This window comes from Lientehia hominis (assembly GCF_021044755.1).
GTDB lineage: Bacteria > Bacillota > Clostridia > Lachnospirales > Lachnospiraceae > Lientehia > Lientehia hominis.
In genome coordinates this window covers 43651-60812 of the sequence record NZ_JAJNOR010000011.1, presented here as the reverse complement: position 1 = coordinate 60812, position 17162 = coordinate 43651, and the positions used below count along the sequence as shown (strand labels likewise).

18 protein-coding genes, 1 pseudogene and 1 riboswitch are annotated in these 17162 nt (G+C 48.0%); of the genes and pseudogenes, 6 read left to right on the top strand and 13 right to left on the bottom strand.

What is annotated here, in order from left to right:
- The first annotated feature begins 324 nt into the window (after positions 1-324).
- On the top strand, positions 325-852 hold the full coding sequence (gene hpf, locus LQE92_RS13945; protein WP_231063551.1) for a ribosome hibernation-promoting factor, HPF/YfiA family: 528 nt from the start codon (positions 325-327) through the stop codon (positions 850-852).
- A gap of 47 nt (positions 853-899) precedes the next feature.
- On the top strand, positions 900-1502 hold the full coding sequence (locus tag LQE92_RS13940) for a cytidylate kinase-like family protein (protein WP_231063550.1): 603 nt from the start codon (positions 900-902) through the stop codon (positions 1500-1502).
- A gap of 49 nt (positions 1503-1551) precedes the next feature.
- On the opposite strand, the gene LQE92_RS13935 is transcribed toward LQE92_RS13940, so the two are convergent.
- The 5 genes from LQE92_RS13935 to LQE92_RS13915 all read right to left on the bottom strand — a co-directional run bounded on the left by LQE92_RS13935 (position 1552) and on the right by LQE92_RS13915 (position 5860).
- Complete coding sequence (locus LQE92_RS13935) at positions 1552-2706, bottom strand: FtsX-like permease family protein (protein ID WP_231063549.1); 1155 nt, start codon at positions 2704-2706, stop codon at positions 1552-1554.
- 4 nt (positions 2707-2710) lie between these two features.
- Positions 2711-3403, bottom strand: coding sequence for an ABC transporter ATP-binding protein (locus tag LQE92_RS13930; RefSeq protein ID WP_231063548.1), 693 nt, complete (start codon positions 3401-3403; stop codon positions 2711-2713).
- The gene (locus tag LQE92_RS13925; protein ID WP_231063547.1) at positions 3396-3983 is read right to left on the bottom strand and encodes a TetR/AcrR family transcriptional regulator; all 588 of its coding nucleotides are present in this window, start codon (positions 3981-3983) and stop codon (positions 3396-3398) included. Before LQE92_RS13925 ends, LQE92_RS13930 begins: the two co-directional genes overlap by 8 nt.
- 119 nt (positions 3984-4102) lie before the next feature.
- On the bottom strand, positions 4103-5497 hold the full coding sequence (locus LQE92_RS13920; protein WP_231063546.1) for an NAD(P)/FAD-dependent oxidoreductase: 1395 nt from the start codon (positions 5495-5497) through the stop codon (positions 4103-4105).
- A gap of 63 nt (positions 5498-5560) precedes the next feature.
- Positions 5561-5860, bottom strand: coding sequence for a hypothetical protein (locus LQE92_RS13915; RefSeq protein WP_231063545.1), 300 nt, complete (start codon positions 5858-5860; stop codon positions 5561-5563).
- Positions 5861-6042: 182 nt separating this feature from the next.
- Positions 6043-6139: riboswitch (purine riboswitch) on the bottom strand.
- Between the two features lie 258 nt (positions 6140-6397).
- On the opposite strand from LQE92_RS13915, the gene LQE92_RS13910 reads away from it, so the two are divergent.
- The gene (locus LQE92_RS13910) at positions 6398-6556 is read left to right on the top strand and encodes a hypothetical protein (protein ID WP_231063544.1); all 159 of its coding nucleotides are present in this window, start codon (positions 6398-6400) and stop codon (positions 6554-6556) included.
- 350 nt (positions 6557-6906) lie between these two features.
- Here LQE92_RS13910 and LQE92_RS13905 read toward each other — a convergent pair.
- From LQE92_RS13905 to LQE92_RS13885, 5 genes and pseudogenes are all read right to left on the bottom strand, one after another.
- A pseudogene (locus LQE92_RS13905) lies at positions 6907-7051 on the bottom strand (cysteine-rich KTR domain-containing protein).
- 44 nt (positions 7052-7095) lie between these two features.
- On the bottom strand, positions 7096-7272 hold the full coding sequence (locus LQE92_RS13900; protein WP_231063543.1) for a hypothetical protein: 177 nt from the start codon (positions 7270-7272) through the stop codon (positions 7096-7098).
- Entirely contained in the window at positions 7269-9149 is a 1881-nt protein-coding gene (locus tag LQE92_RS13895; protein WP_231063542.1) for a heavy metal translocating P-type ATPase, read from the bottom strand. Before LQE92_RS13895 ends, LQE92_RS13900 begins: the two co-directional genes overlap by 4 nt.
- 120 nt (positions 9150-9269) lie before the next feature.
- Positions 9270-9545 (bottom strand): metal-sensing transcriptional repressor, encoded by a 276-nt coding sequence (locus LQE92_RS13890; protein ID WP_231063541.1) that lies wholly within the window; start codon positions 9543-9545, stop codon positions 9270-9272.
- Between the two features lie 123 nt (positions 9546-9668).
- Entirely contained in the window at positions 9669-9917 is a 249-nt protein-coding gene (locus LQE92_RS13885; RefSeq protein ID WP_331001311.1) for a TnpV protein, read from the bottom strand.
- 300 nt (positions 9918-10217) lie between these two features.
- On the opposite strand from LQE92_RS13885, the gene LQE92_RS13880 reads away from it, so the two are divergent.
- The gene (locus LQE92_RS13880; RefSeq protein ID WP_231063540.1) at positions 10218-10457 is read left to right on the top strand and encodes a hypothetical protein; all 240 of its coding nucleotides are present in this window, start codon (positions 10218-10220) and stop codon (positions 10455-10457) included.
- A gap of 189 nt (positions 10458-10646) precedes the next feature.
- Here LQE92_RS13880 and LQE92_RS13875 read toward each other — a convergent pair whose 3' ends face one another.
- Together LQE92_RS13875 and LQE92_RS13870 are read right to left on the bottom strand one after the other, a co-directional pair.
- Entirely contained in the window at positions 10647-12407 is a 1761-nt protein-coding gene (locus tag LQE92_RS13875) for an ABC transporter ATP-binding protein (protein WP_231063539.1), read from the bottom strand.
- The gene (locus LQE92_RS13870) at positions 12400-14157 is read right to left on the bottom strand and encodes an ABC transporter ATP-binding protein (protein ID WP_231063538.1); all 1758 of its coding nucleotides are present in this window, start codon (positions 14155-14157) and stop codon (positions 12400-12402) included. The genes LQE92_RS13875 and LQE92_RS13870 overlap by 8 nt, the downstream gene beginning before the upstream one ends.
- Positions 14158-14283: 126 nt before the next feature.
- Here LQE92_RS13870 and LQE92_RS13865 point away from each other — a divergent pair, with 126 nt between their 5' ends.
- Both LQE92_RS13865 and LQE92_RS13860 read left to right on the top strand, forming a co-directional pair.
- The gene (locus LQE92_RS13865; RefSeq protein WP_231063537.1) at positions 14284-15171 is read left to right on the top strand and encodes a LysR family transcriptional regulator; all 888 of its coding nucleotides are present in this window, start codon (positions 14284-14286) and stop codon (positions 15169-15171) included.
- A gap of 172 nt (positions 15172-15343) precedes the next feature.
- A complete protein-coding gene (locus LQE92_RS13860) occupies positions 15344-15649 on the top strand; it encodes a hypothetical protein (protein ID WP_231063536.1) in 306 nt (101 codons plus the stop codon).
- Between the two features lie 146 nt (positions 15650-15795).
- On the opposite strand, the gene LQE92_RS13855 is transcribed toward LQE92_RS13860, so the two are convergent.
- Positions 15796-17136 carry a C40 family peptidase gene (locus LQE92_RS13855; protein WP_231063535.1) on the bottom strand — a complete coding sequence of 447 codons (1341 nt, stop codon included), beginning with the start codon at positions 17134-17136 and terminating at the stop codon, positions 15796-15798.
- Positions 17137-17162 lie beyond the last annotated feature (26 nt).

The following is a 17162-nucleotide window of genomic DNA, read 5'->3' as shown; positions in this document are numbered from 1 at the left end:
ACGGACTTATCCACACTATCCACAATTTCACCCCTGTTTTGTGTGGACTACTCCCTTCGTCGAAAAAAAACACTTGTTTTGTGAACTTAACCAATTTTTCATTTTTTCGACCTTTTCTCTTCTTTTTCCCTTGACTTTTTCCGTCACCACGTTCCTACATTTTTTCACATTTTGTTGTCAAACAATTCACCTTCTTTTCATCTTTTGCCTTGTATATTTTTTGCTTTATGATATAATTTCAATATAATCCATCTGAGGTTTTCCGTGGATTTAGGAAGTCTTTTTACAAGACCTCCAAGAATACGCAGAAAAGGAGTTGATGTTATGCAGTACATCATTACAGGAAGAAATATCGACATTACAGAGGGTCTAAAATCGGCCGTCCATGAAAAGATTGGTAAGCTGGAGCGGTATTTTACTCCTGCCACCGAAGTCCATGTCACACTCAGCGTTGAAAAGGACCGCCAGAAAATCGAAGTCACCATTCCCGTAAAAGGCTCTATTATCCGTTCTGAACAGGTCAGCAGCGACATGTATGTGTCCATTGATCTTGTGGAAGAAATCATTGAGCGGCAGTTAAAACGCTATAAAACGAAATTGATCGACCAGAAGCAGAATGCTGCGTCTTTCTCAGAAGCGTATATGGAAGAAGAGGCCGAAGAAGCCGAAACCATAAAAATCGAACGTACCAAACGGTTCGCTGTAAAACCCATGGACCCGGAGGAGGCCTGCGTACAGATGGAGCTTCTGGGACACAGCTTTTTTGTTTTTCGGAACGCAGATACAGAGGAAGTCAACGTGGTATATAAAAGGAAGGGCAACACCTACGGTCTTATAGAACCGGATTTCTGATGCCTGCCTGAAAGATAGGAATCTGCAGACAGAAAGGAGGATTTCCAATGGCCAAACGCGTAGTTACCGTCAACCGTACCTATGGGAGCAACGGAAGAGTCATCGGCATCCAGCTGGCGGAAGCATTGGGCATCCATTTCTACGACAAGGAGCTTCTCAAGCTGGCCCAGGAGCAGAAAAACATTCCCTACGAAGAACTGGTGAAGGTGGATGAACAGAGGCCCAATCCATGGCGTTATCCTGTGGATGATCCTACGTTAATGGAGGGGCAGTACCGGTTTTACCCCATGAATGACGTGTTGTTCCACACCCAGGAGGATATCATTCGGGCGCTTTCCGAAAAAGAGGACTGCCTGATCGTCGGACGCTGTGCCAACCATATCCTTTCCGATGTGCCTCATGTACTCCGCGTATGTATCAGTGCGCCGTACGCATACCGCGTGGATGCCATCATGGAACGGGCCGATATTGACAGGTCCAAGGCCGCGTCCCTGGTGAAAAAAACGGACAAACAAAGAAGAGAATACTATGAGCATTACACCGGACAGAATTGGCTGGATCTCAGCCAGTATGACATCTGCCTGGACAGCAGCCGCTTAAGCGAAAAACAGATCGTCACCACCCTGGCAGCTCTGTACGAAACCTTATAAAACAAGCAAAGAAGGGGCGTTCCGCATTCGGAACCGCCCCTTTTTTTATTTATTCCAGCATGATACCTTTCACAGAAATCCTTCTTATCTTCATGGCATAGAAACCTATGACAGCTTCATATACCAGGACAAAGGAAACGAGTACCGCCGCAAAACCGGCAAAATTGAAACTTGTCTCCGGCACAGCTTTTTTCGTCGAAGCAAAAAACCCGACCATAATCTTGATCAGCATATACTGGTACGCAGTCCCAACCGCAAAACCAAGATATGCCGCCGTCCTGTATCCATTCAGGACCGCCCCTCTGCATTCCTGATAGGAGTAGCCAAACACCTTCATGAGGGAAATACTCTTGGCGTTGGCGTTCACGACTGTTGTGACAGCCAGGAGCAGGGTGACAAAGGAAAGGAGAACGCCAATGATAAAAACAATCGCTGTGAACATGGGGCCGGCCAGCTCATCCTTTGTGATGCTTACGGACATCTGCATCATCGACGCATAGCAGAAGGAGGAAAACGCGATAAAGAAAACAAGGGCCGGCCGGCTCCTCACGGTACTCCGTCTGAGCTCCCCCAGGAAATGACTCTCTTTCGGAGCCCGTCTCCTTTTTCTTCTCCGCCTTTTGGATGCCTCCGTCCTTTCCCGTATCAGATCCAGCGGAGGGCATTTCATCTTATAGCAGCCATATAGGACGGCCAGCGCTCCAAAAAATAACGAGGGCAAAATGGCCAGGCACACTGCCAGCAAAATATGAAAGTGCGGTGTGATGTCCGGCAGGATCCCGCCTCCGTTCATCGCGTCATAAAAGACCGGCATCAGCAAATAAGAACCGGCAAATCCTGAAGCCGTACCGGTGAGGATACTCAGTCCAAAGACCCAAAAGCCTTTCGCTATTTTCCAGTTGGAATATCCCAGCGCTTTTAAGATACCCAATTCTTTTTTATGGGCGTCTATGTAGTGCTTGATATAAAAGAGCAGCATGACGACGGAGGTCATCAAAAGACATCCTCCGCTGACGGAGCTGATCACATTCCCCATCAGCACCTGGGCATCATAAAACGCCATCGCTTCACCGGAAAAAACGAGAGACTTCACCCCCACCATATCAAGATTGAAATTCAAAAACAGAGTACACACAAATACTGCACAGAAGGCGATGACGGAGATGCCGGCAAGCCTCAGCGCGTCCTTAGTCCTTACGATCATATGGTCACCATCCTATCTCATAGGCGGTCTTGCGCGCCTGACCTGCATATCTTTCCACGATCTTTCCGCTGTTCATTCGGATGACCGTATCCGCCATTTCCGCTATATTGACATTATGTGTGACCATGACAACCGTAAATCCCAGCTGCCGCTGAAGCCTGTCAATATAATCCAGAACAAGCCTTCCTGTTTCTTCATCCAGCGCTCCCGTCGGTTCATCCAGATACAGCACTTTTGGATTTTTTGCCAGAGCCCTTGCTACGGATACCCGCTGCTGTTCTCCTCCGCTCAGTTCATCCGGATATTTTTCTTCCTTCCCTCCCAGTCCAACGGCTTCAATAATCTGTCTGTATTCTTTATTTCCAGCCAGATCGGCGCCCATCTTCACATTCCGGTCCACATTCAGATTCGGCAGCAGATAATACTGCTGGAAAATAAAACCTACGTTTTCTTTCCGGAATTGTGTAAGCTGCTTATCACCCAAATTGCTGATGTCCATTTCGTCATAACGGATACTGCCGCTGTCAGGACGTTCCAGGCCGGAGGCCACATTCAGCAGCGTAGACTTCCCGGAGCCAGAAGGACCCAGGATGACTGTAAAAGTCCCATTCTCGATCTTCAGGGATATGCCGCGAAGCGCCATAGAGGAGCTCTCACCGTTTCCATAGGACTTTTTGACTTCACTGATCTCAATCATCTTTTCTCCTCCTGACGCCTCCCAGCTTTATTAACATTCCCCCGCATACATCCGTCAGCATTCCTCCTATCTCGGGTTCTGTGAAGCGGCATACTCCATTCGCGCACAAAGTGGCAATTCCATGGGTGAATATCCACAGGCACTGATAAAGTCTCCGGGAATTTTCCTCGTCCATGCCGTATTCTTTCCTTACAGCTTCCAAAATCCGGCTGCTGTTCTCATCGATCACGGAAAGGACATCCGGCAATCGCGGAGATATTTCTCCCCCTGTCATGAACAGCAGTTTAAATAGATTTGGTTCCTCCCTGGCAAAGCGTATGTACTGTATCCCCACTCCTTCAAAAGCCGGTTCTTTCGACAATCCTTCCTGAATGTATCCATTATAAATACCCTTTACCGCATTCACCGTCTCCTGATATACTTCTTCCATATTCCGAAATACAGTGAAAACCGGTCTGGAAGAACTGCCCAGTTCCTCTCCCAGGCCTCTGGCCGTCAGACCTTCTCTGCCGTTTTTCCTAATGATCTCCACTGCGGCGGCGATCATCTCTTCTTTGGTGTATTTCTGTTTCGGCGGCATAACGTCACTTCCCCTCCCAATACATAACATCTGTTTTGCAACATCTGTTTTGTATTATACCGGTTCTGTATTTGTATGTCAACTATATAATTCAATCCGACTAAAGCCCACGGCACCGGTCACGCCAGCCGGCGCCCTAAAAGGATCCCCATGGCCGAGGCCATCATAAGCCCTCTGGTCCATCCGCTGGAGTCACCCAGGCAGAACAGATTCTGTACGCTGGTGGTAAGTTCTTTATCCATCTTCACCCGGTTACTGTAAAATTTAATCTCCGGAGAATAGAGCAGAGTCTCGGTGCTGGCGAAACCCGGCACCACCATGTCTACAGCCTGAATAAAGTTGATGATGTTCGTCATGGCCCGGTATGGCATAGCGGATGTGATATCTCCCGCCACCGCGTCCGGAAGTGTCGGTTTCACGTTGGAACGGGACAATTCTTTCTGCCAGGTCCGCTTTCCATCCAGGATATCCCCATAACGCTGTACCAGAATATGGCCGTCTCCCAGCATATTGGTGAGCTCTCCCATTTTTCTGGCATAGGCGATGGGCTGGCTGAACGGTTCCGCAAAATTATGGGAACACAGGATTGCCAGATTGGTGTTGCCCGATTTGAGTTCCTTGAAGGAATGTCCGTTCACCACAGCCAAATTGCCTTCATAATTTTCCTGGCTGACAAAACCGCCGGGATTCTGGCAGAAGGTACGGACCTTATTCTTAAAAGGCTTCGGATATCCGATCAGCTTGGATTCATACAGCACATTGTTGACATCCTCCATGATCTCATTCCGCACCTCCACCCGAACTCCGATATCCACGGTGCCCGGTTTATGGGCAATTCCATATTTGGAACAGATTCCCTCCAGCCAGTCGGCTCCCCGCCGGCCGGTCGCCAGAACGATACTATCCGCATCCACATATTCTCCCTCATCCTGTGCACCGTTCTTTTTAAGCAGGACGCTGCGGCAGACATTGTCTTCTATCCGGATGTCCTCACACCGGTAACCAAACCATATTTCCACGCCGTGCTCCAGCAGATATTCTTCTATGGACCGATAAAGAGCCTGGGCTTTTTCCGTGCCCAAATGCCGTATCGGACAGTCGACCAGTTTAAGCCCTGCCTGTATTGCCCTTTTCCGGATCCCTTTGATCTTTTCTCCCTGGCCGATTCCCTCGACCTTTTTGTCCGCTCCGAACTCCAGATAAATGCTGTCCGCATAATCTATAATCTCCTGGGCGAATTCTTCCCCAATGAGCTCCGGCAGATCTCCGCCTACCTCACAGCTTAAAGAAAGCTTCCCATCAGAAAAAGCTCCGGCTCCGGAAAACCCTGTCGTGATGCTGCAGGGGTCACAGCCGATACACCGGCCGGCCTCTCCCTTAGGACATTTCCGTTTTTCCACCGGCCGTCCCTGCTCCACCATCAGAATCTTCTTTCTGCTGCCCTTCCTGAGCATCTCCAAGGCCGTAAAAATCCCGGCCGGCCCCGCGCCAATAATCACTGCATCATACTTCATCGTTAAAACCCCTTTCTTAAAAACTCTTGTACATACTCTATGGTATACCTTTAGAAATCATTTTTAGCTAATCCCGATTAATCTCCGGTTAAGCACTAGCAGAAGTTCCGGACCGTCACGATTTCGGTTCGCTGGCGATGCAGGGGCCGCTTTATCCCCGTTCCGGCAGTACCGCTCACATGTCGACAGGAAATCTTTATGATTTCCTGCCTCCTGTTCTCTCAGAAACGGAATCGGTATTTCCGTTTCTGCCTCCCTCCGCCAGGGGAACACCGGCCGCTGCCCTGCGGCGCTCTCCTTTAGGCCGGCCCGGGATCGTTCTGCCGGTGCCCTGCCTGCCGCACCGTTAAGAATATTCGCCATTTTCCTGATTCCAAAAAAGGATTGGATATCCACAGGGCCCGCGCGCTTTACGGCAGCGGGCCGCGGTGAGCCGCCTGGATGGAATCGGATTTCCTCTTGCCAATTTAAATCAGGTATAGAAAACTTGTTTGAAAGATTTTCAAAGGTATAAAAATCAAAAACTACCGTCCCAATGCTACAGCTTCTCCTTAGTGAGAACCTATAGTCAACTGAAACGGCAGTTGGTAGAAACATTCATCCATGCTATGAATATATATACGCTCAACGACATTATTTTATTATAAAACAGCGCACTCGTCAAGCAAAACCTCCCTCTTAAATAGGCGTAACTGTTTAACTTGTAAGCGGTATTAAATGACGGTATAATACCCTTATCAATCCAATGTTGTAGGAGGCGGTTATGGACTGCAAAATCAGAACAATGTCAGAAGGAAAAAACAGCTTGCTTTGCTGTAAAAATGTATCCAAAAGCAGAGAATACAGACAGACCAAATCGGAAAAGACAAAGCTGGCTTTGTGAAATTTGTGGAGGTCACTATGAAGATCGCGGCTGTTCTTGTATCTGCAGCAGGACTTTTCAGTATCTTTATTGGAAAAAGTCATAGCTTTACCGTTATTCGAGTCATGGGTGCAGTTACAAGTATCGTCGGAACGATTGTATTTATTGCCGCAGTACAGACAATGCGTGACAGTTGACTGTTATATTAACAGAAAACGATACGCTCCAGCTTGTAAGCTGAAAATCAAAATTTAAGAAGGGGAACAATATGGCTGCAAGACCTGTTATAGATAAAAATTCAGATAGGAAAATGTTTCGAACTTTCTATTATTTGAAAGAAGAGATTATTATGCCGGGACAGAGGGAATGTAATCTATGTAAACCCAGAAAGAACAATTGTAGCGGCTGTAACGGAAACTTTTAAGCCGACCGTCTTTGATAGGATTGTTGAGATAAATATGGAAGTGTTCCGCACCATGCAAAAACTGATGATAAAGGAAACACCGCCGCTATGGTTTTAACCATGCGGCGGCATACATAAAGAATCCTATTTATGTTCTGAAAGCATGAATTTCATATCTTGATCGTTGATGAGTGTTTCCTTTTTGCATTTCGGACAATATAGGGGAAAGTTTCTTAATTTTGTCCCGTATCATTGTGCGAGTTTTATTGCCGCAGATAGGGCAAATAATCCACTACAAAGCCAATATGTCCATCTCTTATAAGTCCTGCACAATTATAGTAGTTCTAAAATCAACTTGACAAGCATTCCAATAAAGATAACGCCGCCGACAACACTGATGATTCCGTAAATTTTCACGGATTCCTTATCCTGTTTTTCTTTGACGAGATAGTAAATACCTACTCCAGCAACCAAAGCGCCGATCAACATACCGATAGTCGAAATGATCATTTTCTTTTCCTCCATTTTAATAGTAATGCTGAATTTATAATTACAAGCACAGAGCCTGCATTGTGGACAAGTGCACCCACAACAGGATTCAGAATACCTGTTATAGCAAGAACGATGGCAAGGAAATTCAGTCCCATTGAAAAACCCAAGTTAAGTTTTATCGTGATCATCATTCGTTTAGACAGGGATATTAAATGAGGGAGCTCTTTAACTTCATCATTTACCAATACAATATCAGCTGCATCTACTGCAATATCACTTCCAATCCCGCCCATTGCAATACCAACCGTTGCCTTTTTCAGTGCGGGTGCATCGTTAATACCGTCCCCAATCATACAAACAGCCTGCCTTTTCTCCTGATATTCTTCAATCAGCTTCAACTTATCTTCAGGCAAACAGCTTGCATATACTTCACCAATACCTAACTGCTTTGCAATACTATTTGCAGAGTTTTCGTTATCACCCGTCAAAAGCACAGGCTGAACACCACAGTTCCGCAAAGCATCAATCATTTCAGTACTTTCTTTTCGAATAGTATCAGACAACACAAGATATCCAATCATCTCGTCATCTGCGGATATGTAGGTTATTGTGCTGCCATTATTCAAAAAACCTTGAATTTCGGGATTTGTCTGACAAGCAGCTTTATCCCCATTCATCATATCCAGCTTGCCCGCAAAAATACGCTTTCCATCTACAACAGCGCATACGCCCTGTCCAAGCTGCATTTCAAAATCAGTCGTTTTTGGGATAGATGTATTCGTATTCTGCTTGTAGCAACTAACAATTGCTTTACCAAGCGGATGTTCCGAGAACTGCTCCGCAGCGACGGCAAGAGCATAAATATCCTGTTCCGCATAGCTTTCCGAAAGGGATTTTACAGCTATTACCTTTGGCTTTCCGTAGGTCAATGTTCCTGTCTTGTCAAAGGTCACTCTCGAAACCTTTGATAATCTTTCCAAAGCGTCTCCTTCACGCACAAGGAAACTGTGCTTTGTGGCATTGCCAATCGCTGCCATGATCGCAGTAGGCGTCGCAAGCACCAAAGCACAGGGGCAAAACACAACAAGAATTGTGACCGCACGGATAATTTCTCCCGTTATTGCCCAAGTAAGTGATGCGGCGGCCAGAGCAATCACTACAATCCAAGTTGCCCATCGGTCTGCCATGCCGACAATCTTTGCTTTTCCCGCATCTGCCGATTGAACAAGACTGATCATTCGCTGAATAGAACTGTCCTCGCCAACCTTTGTGGCTTTCATTTCAAAAGCTCCAAAGCGGTTTACTGTTCCGCTTGATACCTCATCTCCAACCGTTTTATCGATAGGAATAGGCTCCCCCGTCATAACCGCTTGGTCAATAGAAGTTTGTCCTGAAGTAATAATACCATCAACGGCAATTCCTTCACCCGGCAAAACACGGAGAATATCTCCGATTTTTACTTCACTTGCGGGAATAACAGATTCTACTCCGCCACGCATGATGCGTGCTGTCTGCGGCGTCAGCTTTACCAATTTTTCAATGCCTGCTCTTGCTTTTGCTACGGTTAAATCTTCAAGCAGAGAGCCGATCTGCATGATAAAAGCAACCTCACCCGCCGCAAAATCCTCGCTTATGCAGACAGAAGCAATCAGCGCAAGGGATACCAGCACATCCGCTTTGATATCAAAGGCTGTAATAAGACCAATGACCGCTTCCAAAATAATAGGCACACCGCATAAAACGATTGACACCCAAGCGACATCAAAAGGCAGAAAATCAAGTATGCCTGTCAGACTGCAAATAAGAGCAATACCTGAGATAACAAGAAATGTAATATCTTTCTTCGTTCCTCCGATTTCAAGCAAATACTCCAATTTCTCCATAAATGCTTTCATTGAGGCCCTCCGTTCTATACCCTATGGGGTATGGGTACAGAATACCATAAGGGGTATAGGTTTGTCAAGAATGCAAAAGAAAAAAGCAGTCTGTTTCAACTGCTTTTCGCAATAATTTCGTTAACCCATATTAGCAAAACGCTCTACCGCTTTAGTAAATTCCTCAATCGTTTTGTCTGCGTCCCCGTGTTCTATCCCGTCCTTGACGCAGTGCTTAATGTGTCCTTCAAGCACCACCTGTCCGCACTTATGCAATGCAGATTTAGCGGCATTTAACTGTGAAAGGACATCTTCACAGGGGACATCTTCATCGATCATTCTGTCGATTGCCTGTACTTGTCCGATTATTTTTTTCAATCTGCGATGCAGATTATCAGCATCCATACATTGTTTCATCGCAACACTCCTATACTCTTGGGGGTATATGTATATTATACTGGTTTTTATGGCAAAGTCAAGACTTTGTGTTTTGATCAAGGAAAGGGGAACGACGTTTTTAATACAGTTCCCCAACTATCCTTATGAAAATATCAATTCTGCATTAACAATTTCCCTTGCTCTTGCATGGATATTGCCCATCTTTTTTACCCATTCCATTTGATTATCTGCCTTTAGCCACTCGGTCACGCCCTCACGCTTCGCCATTTGCTTTACTAACCGAAGAAACATATCTTTCGCCTGTTTGTCAACAGCCGCAAGATAGCTGTTCAATAAGACAAAGGATATAATAATCTCCCTACAATTTATACCACAGACCATTTTTATCATTGTAAATATACTTGTCCATTGAAAAATCCTCCGCTATAATATATTCACACATACATCACAGTTCTCCGAATGCCACACTCTGTTATATCTTGTTATGAGATTTTCTTGCCCTTGCATTTGCCCTTATGAGCAATGAGAGAAAGAGTAAACTTGTGTGTAACCGTATAAAGAGATTAAGCGAACACATTGCGATAAATCCTTTATTTTCAAGGCTTGTGGAAGATTTTATTAAAACACTGTAACCTCTGTTGAGAGGTCATGATTTACTGATATTCAAATTACAATTTATGGAGGAAGCTTATGAAAAAAGTAGTTTTGGGATCAATGATGTTTCTTGCAGGCGTGCTTTCTTTGTCAATAGTATTGGCAGGAAGCATGAGTAACGAGTGGACGGTAAATGGTCAATTCTCCTCATTTTGGAACATATCGCAATATAGACTTATGCCCGCATTTTACTGCTTTATTGCAATTGCAGTCATCGGACTTGTAATAGCGGTATGGGGATTGTTTGACAAGAAAGATAATCAGCTGCCTTCATAAAAAATAACACCAAAAAACGAACTTACTACAGGATCAAGCACATCTTTTTGCTGGAATCTGACATGGAAAAATACCGGTTTATCCATGTCAGCTTTGCAGGACCGCCCGGAAGCCGTAAAGATACTGATTACGGCAGCCGGCGGCCCGCCTGAATAAAATAGGAATTCCTCCTGTTTCTTCAGCAGGGTATCATACCGAAAACTGGCTGTTATACAGCTTCGCATAAAACCCGTTTTTCTCCAGCAGACCGGCGTGGTTTCCCTGCTCTACTATATTCCCGTCCTTCATCACCAGTATGATATCCGCCTCTCGGATCGTGGAAAGCCTGTGGGCCACGATAAAGCTGGTCCTGCCCTCCATCATCTTGGCAAAGGCCTTCTGTATCCGAATCTCTGTCCTGGTATCTATAGAAGAGGTGGCCTCATCCAGGATCAGCATCGGGGGCAGGCAGAGCATGACTCTGGTAATGCACAGAAGCTGTTTCTGGCCTTGAGAGAGGTTATCACCGTCCTCGGCGATAACGGTATCATAGCCCTGAGGCAGGCGCTTTATGAAACTGTGGGCATGAGACGCCTTGGCCGCCTCTATGATTTCTTCTTCTGCAGCGTCCGGCCGCCCCATTGCAATATTCTCCCTAATGGTGCCGTTTCTCAGCCAGGTATCCTGAAGTACCATACCATAGCTGCTCCGAAGACTCTTTCTGGTCATGTCCTGAATCTCCGTCCCGTCCACCCGGATCTCTCCGCTGTCCACATCATAAAAACGCATCAGCAGGTTGATCACTGTAGTCTTTCCGCATCCGGTCGGTCCCACGATGGCCACTCTCTGTCCGGGCTTCACATTCAAATTAAAATTCTCGATCAGCTTCTGCCCCGGACTATAGGAAAAGCGCACATGATCCAATGAAACATTTCCGGCTGCATGCGTAAGCTCTATGGCATCCGCTCTGTCGGGAACCTGGGGCTCTTCCTCAATAAGCTCAAAAATCCTTGCCGCACAGGCAATGGCATTCTGAAGCTCCGTCACCACCCCGGAAATCTCGTTGAAGGGCTTCGTATATTGATTGGCGTAGGTCAGAAAACAGGCCAGCTGTCCGACGCTGATTCCCCCGGCTATGGCAGACAGCGCCCCTGTTATGCCGACTCCGGTGTACACGAGACTATTCACAAATCGGGTACACGGGTTCACCAGAGAAGAAAAGAAGGTTGCCCGAAGGGAGCATTTTTCCAGGCGGCCGTTGATCTCGTCAAACTGCTTCTGGCTCTCTTCCTCATGTCCAAAAGCCTGCACGACTTTCTGATTTCCAATCGCCTCTTCAATGAGCGCCGTCTGCTCTCCTCTAGTCTCTGACTGGAGCTTAAACATAGAATATGTCCTTTTGGCGATAAAGCTGGCCGCAAACAGGGAGACCGGCGTAATCAGCACCACGACCAGTGTAATCTTCACATTTACCAGCAGCATAAAGCCGAGTGTACCGAATATGGTCATGACTCCCGTAAACAGCTGGGTAAACCCCATGAGAAGTCCGTCCGCAAACTGGTCCACATCAGCGATCACACGACTCACGATCTCTCCGTAGGAATGGCTGTCGATATATCTTAATGGAAGAATCTCTATTTTGCCAAAGGCGTCTCTCCGGATATCCCGGATCACATGATAAGTAATCCTGTTGTTGCATACGTTCATCACCCACTGGGCCAATGAGGTCAAAATGATTACCACAACGATCGTCTGCAACACATTCCGCACTCCGTTAAAGTCTACCTCTCCCGGACCCAGGATACTGTCGATGGCACGGCCGGTCAAAATCGGAATATATAAAGTCAAAGCCACCGTCGCCGCCGCGAAGATCAGAGACAGACCAACAAAAAACCAGTATTTCCGAATGTATTTCAATATCTTCCGGAAGGTATCCTTTTTGACGGCTTTCTTTTTCCATTTATCATCCATTCTGTCTGTCCTCCTTCGGAAACTGAGAATAATAAATTTCCTGATATACCGGGCAGCTTTCCAAAAGACTGCTATGGCTGCCGATGCCGGCCACTTCCCCGTCGTCCAATACCACAATCTGGTCAGCATACTGGATGGAAGAAGCCCTCTGAGATACGATGAACACGGTGAGCCTTTCCTTCATGGCCCGGATGGCCCCCCGCAGCTTCGCGTCTGTGGCAAAGTCCAAGGCAGAAGCGCTGTCATCGAGAATCAGAATCTCCGGCTTTTTCACCAGCGCCCTGGCAATCGTCAGGCGCTGCCGTTGGCCGCCTGAAAGATTTTTCCCTCCCTGGGCGATGTGGACATCCAGCCCATCCTCTTTCTTCTCCACAAATTCCTTTGCCTGGGAAAGCTCCAACGCTTCCCACATCTCGCTGTCCGTCGCGTCCTTTTTACCCCACCTCAGATTGTCCCGTATGCTCCCGCGGAATAATACTGCCTTCTGGGGCACTACCCCTATCTTGCTCCTCAACACTTCAAGCGGATATTCCCTCACATCTACGCCGTCCACCAGCACTTCGCCGCTGCTTACATCGTAGAACCGCGGAATCAGATTTACCAGGGAGGATTTCCCAGAACCAGTCCCTCCGATGATGCCAATGGTCTGCCCCCGCTCTGCGCGGAAATGGATATCAGTCAATGATTCCGCGCCAGCATTCTTATACATAAGAGAGGCATGATCGAATTCCACCGTGCCCCGCTCAGAACCGGCTTCTTCCTTTTTACCGGCGCGGACCCATTCCTCCAGCCTGGGGCTTTCCATGCTGGATCCCGTATCCAGAACGGCGGAGATCCGGTTGGCGCAGGCCAGAGCCTTCGTGATAGTGATGATCAGGTTTGCAAGCTTGATGAGCTCCACCAGTATCTGAGACATATAATTCACAAGTGCCACGACTTCTCCCTGTGTGATGATCCCGTTGTCCACCTGTATAGCACCTGTCCAGATAAGTACCACCACCGCGCCGTTGATAATCACATATGTGACAGGATTCATGAGAGCCGATATCCGCCCCGCAAAAATCTGCATCTTGGTCAGCGATTCGTTCCGCTCAGAAAAACGTGCCCGTTCTTCCTCTTCCTTATTAAATGCCCTCAGCACACGCACCCCGGTCAAGTTCTCCCGGGTGGTCCCCAGCACCTTGTCAAGTCCCGCCTGTACCTTGCGGTACAGCGGGATCGTGGCCAGCATGATGCCGAACACCACCGCCGACAGAAGAGGAATCGTGACCACAAAGACCATGGCCGCTTTCCCATTGATAGTAAACGCCATGAACATGGCCCCAAATACAATGAACGGAGAGCGAAGGAACAGGCGCAGCGTCATATTGACACCCGACTGGGCCTGATTGACATCACTCGTCATCCTGGTGATCATCGTCGATGTCCCGAGCGTATCCATTTCCGTATAAGACAGCCCTTGAATATGAGAAAACAGCGCACGGCGCACCCCTGTGGCAAATCCCACCGCCGCCTTCGCCGCGAAATACTGGGCAGTGACCGAGCTGGCAAGCCCAACGATTCCCAGCCCAACCATGATGAGGCACATACGGATTACATATCCGGAATCCCGGTTGGCGATGCCAGTGTCAATCACCGCCGCCATGACAAGCGGGACCAGCAGCTCAAAGGATGCTTCCAGGAGTTTAAAAAACGGTCCCAAAATGCTCTCCTTTTTATAATCCTTCAGATAAACGAGAAGCTTTTTCATAAGTTCACCTCTGTATTCTTGCATTTTTCTGTTCCCTATACTATCATAAAATTTAATATATGAATATTATTTGTTTTATATAGTTTCCATACTTTATTCGTATGGTTTATCTGAATGGAGGATTAAATGGATTTTAAACAATTGACTTATTTCATTACCGTGGTCAACGAAGGGACTATCTCCGCCGCAGCCAAAAAACTCCACATGACTCAGCCGCCTCTCAGTACTCAGCTCCGTCTTCTGGAAGACGAGGTCGGCTGCCTGCTCTTCGAACGCGGCCCCCGCTCCATCCAGCTGACTGACGCCGGCCGTATGATGTACAGCCGCGCCTCCACTCTGCTCCATATGTCATCCCTGATGAAGGATGAGCTGCAGGAATACAGACATGGCTCCCACGGTACCCTGCGTCTCGGCGTCGTCTCCTCTGTGGGCAGCACGCTTTTCTGTCAATGGTTCCGCGAGTTTCACGAAAGCCATCCTGATATCCGGTTTGAAATATCAGAAGCCGACACGTACCAGCTCCTGGAAAAGCTCCACGGCGGCCTCATTGAACTGGCCATTGTAAGGACGCCTTTTCCAGCAGGTGATTTTTATTGTATCCCTCTTAAGGAAGAACCCATCCTGGCGGCCGGACACCGCAGTTTTTTCGGGCAGATATCCTCCGGCAAGATTACACTTCGTGAATTATCCCGCCTGCCGCTGATCCTCTACCGCCGGTGGGAAGGTATCCTGGAAGAAGCATTTCACTCCGCCGACCTGGAACTGTCACCCTTCTGTAAAAATGATGACGCCAGAACCACCGCGTTCTGGACTGACGCCGGATTGGGTGTCGGAATCCTGCCTGCTTCCGCCATGACCTTGTTCCATCATAAGGATATTATCTGGAAACAGATCGACGATGAGCGCCTTACCTCCAGTATCTCCGTAATCCGAAGCAAAAATGCTTATTTATCGGCCATCGCCCGGATATTCATCGAATACCTGCAGTCCTGGTCGGAGCAGGAATACCTTTGAATACCTTTTAACCAAACTTATTTTTGCAAATCAGAGGAGACAGGAGTAAGTCCGCTTCCCGCACCGAAATAACCTCCAGTTTGTTTTGAAAGCCATTGGAGCGGCCACGGAGGCCCGCTGCCGTAGGCGCGCGGGCCTTGCGGATATCCGATCCTTTTCTGGAATCTAAGAAATGAAATTTGTCCGGTACAGTGCGGCAGGCAGGGCGCCGGCAGAGAGATTCCGGGCCGGCCTAAAGGTGAGCGCCGCAGGGCAGCGGCCGGTGTTCCCCAGACGGAGGAAGACAGAAACGGAAATACCGATTCCGTTTCTGAGCGAACAGGAGACGGGAAATCATAAAGATTTCCTGTCGACATGTGAGCGGTACTGCCGGAGCGGGGATAAAGCGGCCCCTTCATCGCCAGCGAACCGAAATCGCGGCGGTCCGGAACTTCTGCCAGCGCTTAACCGGAACTTGATCGGAGCTAACTATAAATGATTCCAAAAAGTATTTAGTATCATACCCAAGGGCATCCTTAAATCCATGCCCTCCGGGCAGGCGCACTTCGTGCGGCAAGGTATAATCGTAAAAATTAACAAAGCGGGTATGCTCACCGCATACCCGCTTAAATATTTCAGTTATTGTCATCCAAGCACGTCCACCGCGCAGTACGGTGTCGTAAAATACATGGAAGAAATGCCGATTCCATGCGCTTCATCTATGGCATGGACGATCTTTCCGCCTCCGATATAGATTGCCACATGGTAAATACTTCCGCCGCTGGCGTAGAAAATCAGATCGCCAGGTTCTACACTATTGACGGAAACCTGATATCCGTCTCCCGCCTGGGACCTGGAGGTCCTAGAAATGGATACCCCAAAGTGAGCCATGACTCCCTTTGTAAAACCGGAGCAGTCGGTACCATTCGTCAGGCTGGAACCGCCCCATACGTAGGGATTGCCGATAAACTGCTTCGCATAAGCCACCACGGCGCTTCTGGTGGAAGACTGTGCCTCTGCCGCTTCCGCCTTCTTGGCCGCTTCCTCTGCTGCCTGTGCTTCAGCCGCACGCCGCTTCTCTTCTTCAATTTTGGCCTTCTCTTCTTCTAAAGAAATAGCCTTGTCAAACTTCACATAGACATCTACATACTGTTCTGCCACGTATCCGGTGATCGCCTCACCGTTTTCATCGTCTCCCAGGGACAGTTTCACAAAACCGTCCTTCTCTTCCAGAACGGTATAAGTCTCACCGCTGTAAAGCTTGGTGATCACTTCGCTTTCCGTGTTCGGCTCCGTACGCACTCTCAGGCCGCCTTCTTCCACATATCCGAACATCTTTCCGATCTGAATCGCCAAAGCCTCCGCTTCATCACCCGTCACAAAGTAATCTGCTTTGATATAACCGTCCACAGACCCGGAGTGGATCTTGTACCAGGTTCCGTCTTCCGCCTCTACTGTCTCTTCGATCGTAGCCGCGCTGTTATTGTAGATTTTTCCTACTATCTCACCTTCTGTACTGGCGGCGTCGCGGATATTCACATAATCCTCATCATTCCCCACTCGGGAAACGGCCACATCTGCATAAGGAGAAGGCTCTGCAACGGGAACCGTCTCGGGCTCTGCCTCTGTGCCAGGCTGATCCGCTGCGTTCGTCGTGTTCTCCGCCGGCTGGCTCTGAGACGCATCTGATGTATTTTTTATATCCTTAGAATTTTGTCCTTTATCCGTGGATCCCGTATCATTACCGGATGTTCCGGTGGCCACGCTCACTTTAGAAGCCACAGTCAACGCTGCCGCTCCGCCGGCAACCGCGCCTGTCTCTTTGATATCCTGCTTCTCTTCCGTTATATTTGAGGAGGCGGCAGCCGTTGTCTTTGGCGTAACCGTCACCAGGCTTGTCGCACCGGGCATTGCATATGCTGTACTGCCTATAGTCATGGCAGCGCACAGGCATCCCGCCGCAATCAACTTCCTTGTTCTGCTCATTAAATTCCTCCAAACCGATTCTTATA

Coding starts and splice junctions, on each gene's coding strand:
- hpf (WP_231063551.1), top strand. CDS start 325: ATGCAGTACATCATTACAGGAAGAAATATCGACATTACAGAGGGTCTA.
- LQE92_RS13940 (WP_231063550.1), top strand. CDS start 900: ATGGCCAAACGCGTAGTTACCGTCAACCGTACCTATGGGAGCAACGGA.
- LQE92_RS13935 (WP_231063549.1), bottom strand. CDS start 2,706: ATGATCGTAAGGACTAAGGACGCGCTGAGGCTTGCCGGCATCTCCGTC.
- LQE92_RS13930 (WP_231063548.1), bottom strand. CDS start 3,403: ATGATTGAGATCAGTGAAGTCAAAAAGTCCTATGGAAACGGTGAGAGC.
- LQE92_RS13925 (WP_231063547.1), bottom strand. CDS start 3,983: ATGCCGCCGAAACAGAAATACACCAAAGAAGAGATGATCGCCGCCGCA.
- LQE92_RS13920 (WP_231063546.1), bottom strand. CDS start 5,497: ATGAAGTATGATGCAGTGATTATTGGCGCGGGGCCGGCCGGGATTTTT.
- LQE92_RS13915 (WP_231063545.1), bottom strand. CDS start 5,860: ATGGCGAATATTCTTAACGGTGCGGCAGGCAGGGCACCGGCAGAACGA.
- LQE92_RS13910 (WP_231063544.1), top strand. CDS start 6,398: ATGAAGATCGCGGCTGTTCTTGTATCTGCAGCAGGACTTTTCAGTATC.
- LQE92_RS13900 (WP_231063543.1), bottom strand. CDS start 7,272: ATGATCATTTCGACTATCGGTATGTTGATCGGCGCTTTGGTTGCTGGA.
- LQE92_RS13895 (WP_231063542.1), bottom strand. CDS start 9,149: ATGAAAGCATTTATGGAGAAATTGGAGTATTTGCTTGAAATCGGAGGA.
- LQE92_RS13890 (WP_231063541.1), bottom strand. CDS start 9,545: ATGAAACAATGTATGGATGCTGATAATCTGCATCGCAGATTGAAAAAA.
- LQE92_RS13885 (WP_331001311.1), bottom strand. CDS start 9,917: ATGATAAAAATGGTCTGTGGTATAAATTGTAGGGAGATTATTATATCC.
- LQE92_RS13880 (WP_231063540.1), top strand. CDS start 10,218: ATGAAAAAAGTAGTTTTGGGATCAATGATGTTTCTTGCAGGCGTGCTT.
- LQE92_RS13875 (WP_231063539.1), bottom strand. CDS start 12,407: ATGGATGATAAATGGAAAAAGAAAGCCGTCAAAAAGGATACCTTCCGG.
- LQE92_RS13870 (WP_231063538.1), bottom strand. CDS start 14,157: ATGAAAAAGCTTCTCGTTTATCTGAAGGATTATAAAAAGGAGAGCATT.
- LQE92_RS13865 (WP_231063537.1), top strand. CDS start 14,284: ATGGATTTTAAACAATTGACTTATTTCATTACCGTGGTCAACGAAGGG.
- LQE92_RS13860 (WP_231063536.1), top strand. CDS start 15,344: ATGAAATTTGTCCGGTACAGTGCGGCAGGCAGGGCGCCGGCAGAGAGA.
- LQE92_RS13855 (WP_231063535.1), bottom strand. CDS start 17,136: ATGAGCAGAACAAGGAAGTTGATTGCGGCGGGATGCCTGTGCGCTGCC.